8 protein-coding genes are annotated in these 10,413 nt (G+C 61.2%); 6 read left to right on the top strand and 2 right to left on the bottom strand.

Features of this window, described 5'->3' with window-relative positions:
- Positions 1–413 precede the first annotated feature (413 nt).
- Positions 414–1,139 carry a FadR/GntR family transcriptional regulator gene (locus tag GGQ99_RS25865; RefSeq protein WP_108610042.1) on the top strand — a complete coding sequence of 242 codons (726 nt, stop codon included), beginning with the start codon at positions 414–416 and terminating at the stop codon, positions 1,137–1,139.
- Here GGQ99_RS25865 and GGQ99_RS25870 read toward each other — a convergent pair.
- Positions 1,122–2,435 carry an ABC transporter substrate-binding protein gene (locus tag GGQ99_RS25870; RefSeq protein ID WP_108610043.1) on the bottom strand — a complete coding sequence of 438 codons (1,314 nt, stop codon included), beginning with the start codon at positions 2,433–2,435 and terminating at the stop codon, positions 1,122–1,124. The genes GGQ99_RS25865 and GGQ99_RS25870 overlap by 18 nt on opposite strands.
- A gap of 165 nt (positions 2,436–2,600) precedes the next feature.
- Between GGQ99_RS25870 and GGQ99_RS25875 the strand changes: the two genes are divergently transcribed.
- Positions 2,601–3,968 (top strand): flavin-containing monooxygenase, encoded by a 1,368-nt coding sequence (locus GGQ99_RS25875; RefSeq protein ID WP_108609306.1) that lies wholly within the window; start codon positions 2,601–2,603, stop codon positions 3,966–3,968.
- Between the two features lie 454 nt (positions 3,969–4,422).
- Here the strand turns inward: GGQ99_RS25875 and GGQ99_RS25880 are convergent, their stop codons facing one another.
- Complete coding sequence (locus GGQ99_RS25880; protein ID WP_108609307.1) at positions 4,423–5,121, bottom strand: response regulator transcription factor; 699 nt, start codon at positions 5,119–5,121, stop codon at positions 4,423–4,425.
- A gap of 422 nt (positions 5,122–5,543) precedes the next feature.
- Here GGQ99_RS25880 and GGQ99_RS25885 point away from each other — a divergent pair, with 422 nt between their 5' ends.
- The 4 genes from GGQ99_RS25885 to GGQ99_RS25900 all read left to right on the top strand — a co-directional run.
- Entirely contained in the window at positions 5,544–7,253 is a 1,710-nt protein-coding gene (locus GGQ99_RS25885) for a trimethylamine N-oxide permease (protein WP_108609308.1), read from the top strand.
- Between the two features lie 80 nt (positions 7,254–7,333).
- Complete coding sequence (locus GGQ99_RS25890; protein WP_108609309.1) at positions 7,334–9,043, top strand: trimethylamine N-oxide permease; 1,710 nt, start codon at positions 7,334–7,336, stop codon at positions 9,041–9,043.
- A gap of 281 nt (positions 9,044–9,324) precedes the next feature.
- On the top strand, positions 9,325–10,218 hold the full coding sequence (folD, locus tag GGQ99_RS25895; RefSeq protein WP_183264786.1) for a bifunctional methylenetetrahydrofolate dehydrogenase/methenyltetrahydrofolate cyclohydrolase FolD: 894 nt from the start codon (positions 9,325–9,327) through the stop codon (positions 10,216–10,218).
- Positions 10,219–10,273: 55 nt separating this feature from the next.
- On the top strand, positions 10,274–10,413 hold a 140-nt coding region (locus GGQ99_RS25900), incomplete at its 3' end, for a formate--tetrahydrofolate ligase (RefSeq protein ID WP_183264787.1).

Raw genomic sequence — 10,413 nt, forward strand, 5'->3', positions numbered from 1 at the left:
GCCCGGCACATGGTAACGCTCCATGCCCGGCAACAGCAGCCCGGGCTGCAGGATGAGACTCGGCCGCGGCGGGCCGGAGGTCACGGCGGGGTAGTCTGCGATAGTCATCACCACCTCGTCAAAATTTGCCTGTGTGTAAAAATATTTCAGTCTAGAGAATACTCGATTTTACCGCCCTAGCAAGGCTTCGTTTCGCCGCATAGCTGAAAAATGAGGCGAGGCGACCGACCCCGGGCGGCCTGTCGGGCGAGGTCCGGACCATTGACGTCCCCTAACCTGTCAAGCGATTGTCCCCGCCCCGTCAACCGTGCTACTGGGTCGGATTCGACAAACATTTCAAACTTAGACTGTGCTGCGGTAGGCTTCGCCTCGCGCCGTGGCCATGAGGCAGAACTGATATGCAGGGTCGCGAAATGAAGGCTGAAGCCGACCAACTCACATCTCAGATCATCGCAACCTACTCGGTGGGGGCGACTGTGCAGACGGTTCTGGATCGCTTGTTGGCGAAAATAACGTCGGAGGAGTATCCGCTGAACACGCGCCTTCCGTCTGAGCGGGCGTTGGCTTCGGAGTTGGGGGTAGCCCGCAATACCGTGCGCGAGGCACTGGATGTGCTGGAAGCGCGCAAAGTCATCAATCGACGTCCCGGCAGCGGCAGTTTCGTCACCTATCGCTCGGACGATGTGCCGGAGCGCGGCGAGAGCTCGGTCGCCATGGAGACCAGCCCCCTGGACCACCTTGTGGTGCGCGGTATCCTTGAGCCCGAAATGGTTCGCCTTGCCGTCATCAACATGACTCCGCGCGAAGTGTGGGACCTGGAACAACTCATGTCGAAGATCGAAAGCGTGCATACCGACGTTGCCGCTTTCGTGAAATGCGAAGAGGAAATCTATCGCAAGATTGCCGAAGGAACGCACAATCGCCTGCTCGCATCCTGCTACAATCTGACGATCGAGGCCTGCCGGGTGAGCTTTCGTACGACGCTCCTTCGCCGGCATCTGTCCCCGAAACGGATCCTCGAGTACCAACAGCGCTACAACGCGCTGTTCAATGCGATTGCCTCTCGCGACGTGGAGCGAGCCGTCGAATTCATCAAGCTGCACCTGGTCGAGGAGCAGAAGTTATTTCTGCAGGACTGACTCCGGAGTCCGTGCCTGCAAGGCGGTTCCATTCCCGCTCGATTGCAGGCGCTGGTCCCAAAGCTGTCCCAGATCCGACATTTCCTGCTTGAGAAGGCCGCCATGGCGTTTCAGCCAGCGCGGGATCGAGCCGAAAGCAGCAATTTTCGCCTTGCCGTTCTTTAGCGTCACCACCGGCCAGTCTCCGACCAGCGCGTTGTCGATCCCGAACATGCTCTCGCCCCACCAATGAGCCGGACCGAACGCGTGGGTGACATGTCCAAGCTGCTTCATGGCCGCCAAGACGGGTAGAGGATTGACGCTGTTGCACTTTTCGACCGCCGCATGCCAGATATCCAGGATGGCGACATACTCCCAGCTCACCGCGGTCCAGGTGCCGGGAAAGCGGTGGTTGTACTCGTCGAAGAAGCCCTTTGGCTGATTGAAGAAAAACGTCTTGTCCGTCAGCTTTTCGTCGTCGAAATCGGGGAACTGGAAGACGAAACCTTCCATGAATTCGACAGATGTCCGGGCCACGAGCTGATCGTAATAGTCCAGCGTGCAGGAGATGATCTGCCCCTTGAAGCCCTGCGCATGCGCATATTCGGTCATGGCATGGACCATGGGCGTATAGCTGGTGCACCAGCACAGGATATCAGGGTTCGAATCCAGCATCGGCTGCACGATTCCGGCAGCATCTGTGGTGCCAGGATCGTACTGGATTTCCTTGGCAATCCCCACATTGGCCGCTTTGAAGGCTGCGCGATACGTCGCTAGCGAGGGCAGGCCAAGCGCATCCGACTGGCTGCATATCGCGACAGTCCGAAGCTCTGGCTTTGCCTTGGCCAGCCAGTCCACTCCTGTCACATTGTAGATCGGATGCAGTTCGCTGGGTGCGATCAGATAAGGCGTATCCGGCGACAGGTCGCTGGGCAGCAGCGTTGAGGTCAGGACTTTGCGCTGGGTCAGGTAATCCCGTATCGGCGCAATCGTATCTCCGCCCAGCATCATCAGCAGCTTGATGTCATGCTGCTCTATCAGATGGCGCGCGCCCGCCTCGGCCCGCCCGGCATCGTAGTCGCAGTCGTACTCGACGATCTTGATCGGATAGCGCCGCCCGTTGATCAGCAACCCGCCGGTCTTGTTGAGCCAGTCCTCCCAGATCCGGCAGCCATGCAATCCGGGCAAGCCCCATGACTCGACCTGCCCGCTGAGCGGAGCCAGGAACCCGACATTCACCGCATTCGGCATGCCGACGGAAAGCCGCGGCAGGACGCTGGAAACCGCAAGATGATGGGCAAAGCTGGAATTCTGCATGGCTGTAAGTATCATCAAAACCTGGGAGCTTCATCCTCATGGAGCGAAATTTTTGTTCCTCACAGGAAACTCATCGTTGACAAATTGGTATAACGGCCGTCAATATACTCTGGACCAGAGGAACCAATAAGCCAAATTTGGTCTATACCAAAATAGGAGGAAACCATGACAGCTAAGCGTGTCGCCGTGATCGGAGCCGGACCGTCGGGTCTGGCCCAGCTGAGAGCATTCCAGTCGGCCGCGGAAAAGGGCGCAGAAATCCCGGAAATCGTCTGCTTCGAAAAGCAGGCCAACTGGGGTGGCCTTTGGAACTACACCTGGCGCACCGGCCTCGATCAGTATGGCGAGCCCGTTCATGGTTCCATGTACCGCTATCTCTGGTCGAACGGCCCCAAGGAGGGCCTCGAGTTCGCCGACTATTCCTTCGAAGAGCATTTCGGCAAGCAGATCGCCTCCTATCCGCCGCGCGCTGTTCTCTTCGACTACATCGAAGGCCGCGTGAACAAGGCCGGCGTCCGCAAATGGATCCGTTTCGAGACCGCCGTGCGCATGGTGACCTGGAACGAAGAGACCAAGAAATTCACCGTCACCGTGCAGGACCTGCCGAAGGATCACTGCTACTCCGAGGAATTCGACAACGTCATCGTCGCCTCGGGCCATTTCTCGACCCCGAACGTTCCCGAATTCCCCGGCTTCGACCGCTTCAACGGCCGCATCCTTCACGCCCACGACTTCCGCGACGCCCGCGAGTTCGCCGGCAAGGACGTCCTGCTCATCGGCACCAGCTACTCGGCCGAGGACATCGGCTCGCAATGCTGGAAGTATGGCGCCAAGTCGGTCACCAACTCCTACCGCACCGCGCCGATGGGCTTCAAATGGCCCGACAACTGGGAAGAGAGGCCGCTGCTGGAGAAGGTCGAAATCAACACCGCCACCTTCAAGGACGGGTCGACCAAGCGCATCGACGCCATCATCCTGTGCACTGGCTACAAGCACCACTTCCCGTTCTTGCCTGACGACCTGCGCCTCAGGACCGCCAACCGCCTGGCGACCGCCGACCTCTACAAGGGCGTCGCCTACGTCCACAATCCGGCGATGTTCTATATCGGCATGCAGGACCAGTGGTTCACCTTCAACATGTTCGACGCGCAGGCCTGGTGGGCACGCGACGTGATCCTCGGCCGCGTCAAGCTGCCTGCCACCAAGCAGGAGATGGTCGCCGACGTGCAGGACCGCGTTGCTCGCGAGGATGCCGGCAAGGACACCCATGACGCGATCGAATACCAGGGCGACTACGTCAAGGAACTGATCGCGGAAACCGACTATCCGAGCTTCAACGTGGACGGCGCAAACGCGGCCTTCTTCGAGTGGAAGGAACACAAGAAGAAGGGAATCATGGAGTTCCGCAACCATTCCTACCGCTCGGTCATCACCGGCACGATGGCGCCGCCGCATCATACGCCGTGGAAGGACGCGCTCGACGACTCGCTGGAATCGTACCTGCAGACCGCCTCGTCCGTCGCAGCAGAGTAATTTACGGTCCCACGACCGCGCCCTGCTTGAGTGACATGCAATGCCGCCCCGACCGGGGCGGCATTTTTGCTTTCACGGGGCATCGCAGCGGCCAAGGCTGCGTGAGGACCGGGCGACGAGCCTCGGCCTTGTGGCTTTCCTCAAGGTGAAATTCGGTTAGCGCAGATCTCGGGGTTTTATCTCTCTCACTGGTTCGCTGCGCGAACCACTTCTGCCCTCGCGAGGGAGAGGAAACGTCAATCTCGGCTGGGGCTGCGGTCTCCCAGGATCCACGAAATGGCGGAGAGATGGCCCTGAGTTCGCCGGAGGAGCGAAGCGAGGCAGTAAGGACCGAAAGGGCCTGCGAGCAGCGCCGACTTCAGAGGGCGGTTGCTGCCGCCGAAAGGCACGATCAAACAAAAACGGGCCGGCCTCGAAAGGCACGACCCGTTCCGAAAACCGAAAAATCGTCCGGCTAGGCGTTCACGCTCGGACCACGGTTCTTTTCGCTGGCGTAGAGAGCCACGGCCATCGCCCGGTTGCGGACGTCGAGTTTGTCGTAAAGATTCTTGAGATGGTATTTGACCGTATTTTCCGAGATCCCGGTGCGCGCCGCGATCTGCAGATTGGTCCAGCCATCCGCCAATACCGAAAGCAGCTCGCGCTCGCGCGTGGTCAAACGCGACAGCGGCGTGTCGTTGATCTTGGACACGTCGACATAAGGGATACAGATGCGGCCGTGCGCCACCGCCACCAGCGTATCGAACAGGATCGCCGGGTCGTCGAACTGATAGCAGAAGCCTTGGACGCCAAGGCGGACGCACTGCTTGAGGATCGATATGTCATGGTCATTGGAAAAGACCACGACACGGGCGTGCAGCGAACGCCGCTGCATTTCGGCCAGCACCTCGCCACTGTCCATATCGGACAACTTCCAGCCGAGCACCGCCAAATCGAACGATTGATCTGGCTCGGAAGCCGCCTGGAGAAAGGCCTTGCCGGTCGGCACGCTGTCGACGAGCTCGAAGCGGCCGTCGCGCGCGATCATGTCGCCAAGTGCCGCGACCACCAGCGGGTTTCGCTCGGCGATCAATATCTTGAACTTGCTGTCTCTTGCCACTGGCACCACCTCAATCCCGATGCCCTGGCGCTGACCCTTCCATTCGGCGTTCATGTTCCTCCCGCCTATGTTCGTGCGCCCACCTCTTGCCGACGTCTCCTGTGTCAGGTCGATCTATTTTCGGCCTTAGCTTCAATTCATAACATGAATGATTTTTTCATTCCAGTATATTAGGCAAAATAGGAGCGGAGCCGTCTTGGTAGCCGGCGAACGGCCGAAAAACCGCCGCACTACCCCTTCGGGTGGGATTTGCCTGGCCGGAAAGATACGCGCACCCTGGCCAACCTTATGACATGGGGAGCGTGGATCGAAGTTTCCACCAGCGCTGCGACAAAATGGCTTGACGGCGCATCGAATTCAGACAAACTTCACTTTGAGGAAAAAAAGAAGCCTTAGCGGAAACTGCCGCCGTACCAAGAAACCGGGAAATGCCGGCGTGGGCGACGGGCATTCTCAATCCATGGGGAACTGAGCAAATGAGCGCTGTAACGGACATCAGTCCGGCGGAATCCGCCGGCCAACTTCACAGGACAATCGACTGGCGAGGCGCCTTCTGGGTGGCCAGCGGCGTGCCGCCGCTCGTTCTGTTCTCGATCGGCGGCATCGCCGGCACCACAGGCAACATCGCCTTCCTGATCTGGACCCTGTCCATCCTCATGGGTTTCATCCAGTCGTTCACCTACGCCGAGATCGCCGGCCTGTTCCCGAACAAGTCGGGCGGTGCCTCGGTCTATGGCGCCACCGCCTGGCTGCGCTATTCGAAGTTCGTCGCGCCGCTGTCGGTGTGGTGCAACTGGTTCGCCTGGACGCCGGTGCTGTCGCTCGGCTGCACCATCGCGGCCGCCTATATCCTCAACGCGCTCGCGCCGATCCCGGGCTTCACCGAAACCTCACCCGAGGTGCTGCAGTACCTGGCAGCCAATGTCGGCACGAGCGCTGCTGACGCGGTCGCTGCGGTCACCGCCGCCGGCACGCCCGGTATCCGCACCTGGACGCTCTACAGCCACACGCTGGGCCCGGTCGGCTTCTCGCTCAACGCCACCTTCTGGATCGGCGCGATCCTGATGCTGATGACCTTCGCCATCCAGCACCGCGGCATCCTCGGCACGGCAAGCGTGCAGAAGATCGTCGGCATGCTGGTCATCATCCCGCTGCTGATCGTCGGCGTCGTGCCGATCATCACCGGGCAGATCAACTGGGACAACTATTCGCCGCTGGTGCCGCTGGCCGCAGCCTATGCGCCCGAGCCCGGTTCGTGGAACACCGCCGGCTGGACGCTGGCGCTCGGCGGCATGTTCATCGCCGCCTGGTCGACCTACGGCTTCGAGACCGCGGTCTGCTATACCCGCGAATTCAAGAACCCGGCCACCGACACCTTCAAGGCCATCTTCTACTCCGGCCTGCTGTGCATGCTGCTCTACATCCTGGTGCCCTTCACCTTCCAGGGCGTGCTCGGCATCAACGGCATGCTGGCAACCCCGATCGTCGACGGTTCGGGCGTCGCCGACGCCATGGCCACGATGGTCGGCGGCGGCGCGCTGGTGAAGACCCTGCTCGTCATGCTGATGATCCTGGCGCTGCTGCTCGCGATCATGACCGCCATGGCCGGTTCGTCGCGCACCCTCTACCAGGGTTCGGTCGACGGCTGGCTGCCCAAGTATCTCAGCCACGTCAACGAGCATGGCGCACCGACTCGTGCCATGTGGACGGACCTGATCTTCAACCTCTTCCTGCTGGCGATCGCCGCCACGGACGCGACGAGCTTCTTCTTCATCCTCGCCGTCGCCAACTGCGGCTACATCATGTTCAACTTCCTGAACCTGAACGCCGGCTGGATCCACCGCATCGACAACGGCCACATCCACCGTCCGTGGAAGGCCCCGACCTGGCTGCTGGCACTGGGCACGATCTTCGCCTTCGTCAATGCCGCGTTCATGGGCGCTGGCGCCAAGGTGTGGAACCCGATGGCTCTTTGGGCTGGCCTGTTCACCGTGGCCCTGATCATCCCGGTGTTCTGCTACCGCCACTACATCCAGGACGGCGGCAAGTTCCCGGCGCACATGCTCGACGATCTCGGCATGCACGAGGCCGACCTGCGCAAGAGGAAGGCCGGCATCCTGCCCTACGTGACGCTGATCGCCGGTCTCGCCGTGGTTCTGATATCCAACTGGTTCTTCGTGCTCTGACACGCTGAACCCAACAACAACGCAGACACGGTCCCGCGCTGGGAGGCGCGGGGCCTTTTTGAACAAGACGGGGAACGACAATGAGCACAACGACAGCAAGTCACAGCGACGCCGGTGACGGCCAGCTTCAACGAACAATCGACTGGCGCGGCGCCTTCTGGGTGGCCAGCGGCGTGCCGGCCCTCGTCCTGTTTTCGATCGGCGGCATCGCCGGCACCACCGGCAACATCGCCTTCCTGATCTGGACGGCCTCGATCATCCTCGGCCTGATCCAGTCCTTCACCTATGCCGAGATTGCCGGGCTGTTCCCGTCCAAGTCGGGTGGCGCCTCGGTCTATGGCGCGACTGCATGGCTGCGCTATTCCAAATTCATCGCGCCGCTGTCGGTGTGGTGCAACTGGCTCGCCTGGACGCCGGTGCTGTCGCTGGGCTGTTCAATTGCGGCGGCCTATATCCTCAACGCGCTGGCGCCGATCCCCGGCTTCACCGAAACCTCGCCCGAGGTGCTGCAGTACATGGCAGCCAATGTCGGCACGAGCGCAGCTGATGCAGTGACCGCCCTGACTGCGGCAGCGACCCCTGCGATCCGCACCTGGACGCTCTATCACGGCACGCTCGGCCCGGTCAGCTTCTCACTCAACTCGGTGTTTTTCATCGGCGTCATCCTGATGCTGATAACCTTCGCCATCCAGCATCGCGGCATCCTCGGCACCGCCAATGTGCAGAAATACATCGGCCTGATCGTCATCGTGCCGATGCTGATCGTCGGCATCGTCCCGATCATCACCGGCCAGATCAACTGGGACAACTATTCGCCGCTGGTGCCGCTCGCCGCCGCCTACTCGCCTGAGCCCGGCGCGTGGAACGTCGCCGGCTGGACCCTGGCCTTCGGCGGCATGTTCATCGCCGCTTGGTCGGCTTACGCCTTCGAGACGGCCATCTGCTACACCTCTGAGTTCAAGAACCCCGGTCGCGACACTGTCCGTGCTATCTTCTACTCTGGCCTGCTCTGCCTAGCGCTCTACACACTGGTGCCGTTCACCTTCCAGGGCGTGCTCGGCCTCAACGGCATGCTGGCCACGCCGATCGTCGACGGCTCGGGCGTTGCCGAAGCCATGGCCCGGATGGTCGGCGGCGCTGGCTTCATCACCTCGATCATGGTGATGCTGATGATCCTGGCACTGATGCTGTCGATCATGACGGCAATGGCCGGTTCGTCGCGCACGCTCTACCAGGGCTCGGTCGACGGCTGGCTGCCCAAGTTCCTCAGCCACGTCAACAGCCATGGCGCACCGACGCGCGCCATGTGGACCGACCTGATCTTCAACGTGTTCCTGCTCGCCGTCGCGGCGGCCGACGCCACCAGCTTCTTCTTCGTGCTGTCGGTGTCGAACTGCGGCTACATCATCTTCAACTTCCTCAACCTGAACGCGGGCTGGATCCACCGCATCGACAACGGCCACATCCATCGGCCGTGGAAAGCACCGACGATCCTGATCGCAGTCGGCGCCATGCTGTCCTACGTCAATGCCATGTTCATGGGCGCAGGCGCTAAGGTCTGGAACCCCTGGGCGCTGTATGCCGGCTTCATCGCGGCGGCGCTGATCATCCCGGTGTTCTGCTATCGCCACTACATCCAGGATGGCGGCAAGTTCCCGCCGCACATGCTCGACGACCTCGGCATCACCCAGGAAGACCTGAAGAACCGCAAGGCGGGCATCCTGCCCTACCTGACGCTGATTGCAGGCGTGGCGGTCGTGCTGCTCGCCAACTGGTTCTTCGTCATCTGACGGAGACATCTCGTCGCTATGGTCGAGGCCGGCGCAAGCCGGCCTTTTCCTTTTGGGGCGGCCGCACGGCGCGGCCCGTAGCCATGGCAGGAAAATGCGCTGGGCTAATATTTCTTTCCATGAAAGATTCTTGCATTACGGTTGACTTTCACGCCTCTCGCCTTTATAGATTCAGACGGGAAAATTCAGCGCAAAAGCTGTCCGGATCTGATATCCGGGGCTGCGAATCGACGGCGCCTGCCGTGGGTATCGACGCGTTCGCCTGGGAGGAATGGCATAGCATGACGACGGTAATCGACGGCAAGGCAGTGGCGGCCGATGTGGTGGCGAAGGTCAGGGTAGCGGCCGAGCAGCTCATCGCAAAAACCGGCGTCGTGCCCGGTATCGCGGTGGTCATCGTCGGCCACGATCCGGCAAGCCAGGTCTATGTCGCATCCAAGGGCAAGAAGGCCAAGGAGTGCGGCTTCCACTCGATCGAACATGCGCTTTCGTCCGACACCTCCGAATCGGATCTCGTGGCGCTGGTGGAAAAACTCAACGCCGATCCGGCAATCCACGGCATCCTCGTGCAGCTGCCGCTGCCGAACCACATCGATGCCGGCAAGATTATCCAGACGATTGCCGCCGACAAGGATGTCGACGGTTTCCATTTCACCAATGTCGGCAAGCTCGGCACCGGCGAACTTGATACCGCCTTCGTGCCCTGCACGCCGGCAGGCTCGATGTTGCTGATCGAGCGTGCGCTTGGCCGCGACCTGTCGGGCCTCAACGCCGTCGTGGTCGGACGCTCCAACATCGTCGGCAAGCCGATGGCCAATCTTCTGCTCAACGCCAACGCCACTGTCACCGTTGCCCACAGCCGGACCAAGGACCTGCCGGCGCTGTGCCGCAGCGCCGACATCCTGGTTGCGGCCGTCGGTCGCCCCGAGATGATCAAGGGCGACTGGGTCAAGCCGGGCGCAACGGTCATCGACGTCGGCATCAACCGCCTCGACGGCGGCGCCAACGGCAAGTCGAAGCTGGTCGGCGATGTCGACTATGCCAGTGCGGCCGAACAGGCCGGCGCCATCACGCCGGTACCGGGCGGCGTCGGCCCGATGACGATCGCACTTTTGATGGCCAACACCGTCGTCTCGGCCTTCCGCGCGGCAGGTCAGGCAGCACCTCGTTTTTAATCCGGGAGCCTTACCGGCTCCGTCGAAATCGAACCAACCTCAAGGGAAGAGAGTCATGGCCGAATTTAAGACCGATATCGAGATCGCGCGTGGCGCCAAGAAGAAACAGATCCAGGAGATCGGCGCCAAGATCGGCATTCCGACCGAGCATCTGCTGCCTTACGGCCACGACAAGGCCAAGATCTCGGCCGAGTT

The organism is Aminobacter niigataensis (genome assembly GCF_014200015.1).
Lineage (GTDB): Bacteria > Pseudomonadota > Alphaproteobacteria > Rhizobiales > Rhizobiaceae > Aminobacter > Aminobacter niigataensis.

Bases quoted from the DNA above. Each gene is read 5' to 3' on its own strand.
- GGQ99_RS25885 (WP_108609308.1), top strand. From the start codon at position 5,544: ATGAGCGCTGTAACGGACATCAGTCCGGCGGAATCCGCCGGCCAACTT.
- GGQ99_RS25880 (WP_108609307.1), bottom strand. From the start codon at position 5,121: ATGAACGCCGAATGGAAGGGTCAGCGCCAGGGCATCGGGATTGAGGTG.
- folD (WP_183264786.1), top strand. From the start codon at position 9,325: ATGACGACGGTAATCGACGGCAAGGCAGTGGCGGCCGATGTGGTGGCG.
- GGQ99_RS25870 (WP_108610043.1), bottom strand. From the start codon at position 2,435: ATGCAGAATTCCAGCTTTGCCCATCATCTTGCGGTTTCCAGCGTCCTG.
- GGQ99_RS25890 (WP_108609309.1), top strand. From the start codon at position 7,334: ATGAGCACAACGACAGCAAGTCACAGCGACGCCGGTGACGGCCAGCTT.
- GGQ99_RS25865 (WP_108610042.1), top strand. From the start codon at position 414: ATGAAGGCTGAAGCCGACCAACTCACATCTCAGATCATCGCAACCTAC.
- GGQ99_RS25875 (WP_108609306.1), top strand. From the start codon at position 2,601: ATGACAGCTAAGCGTGTCGCCGTGATCGGAGCCGGACCGTCGGGTCTG.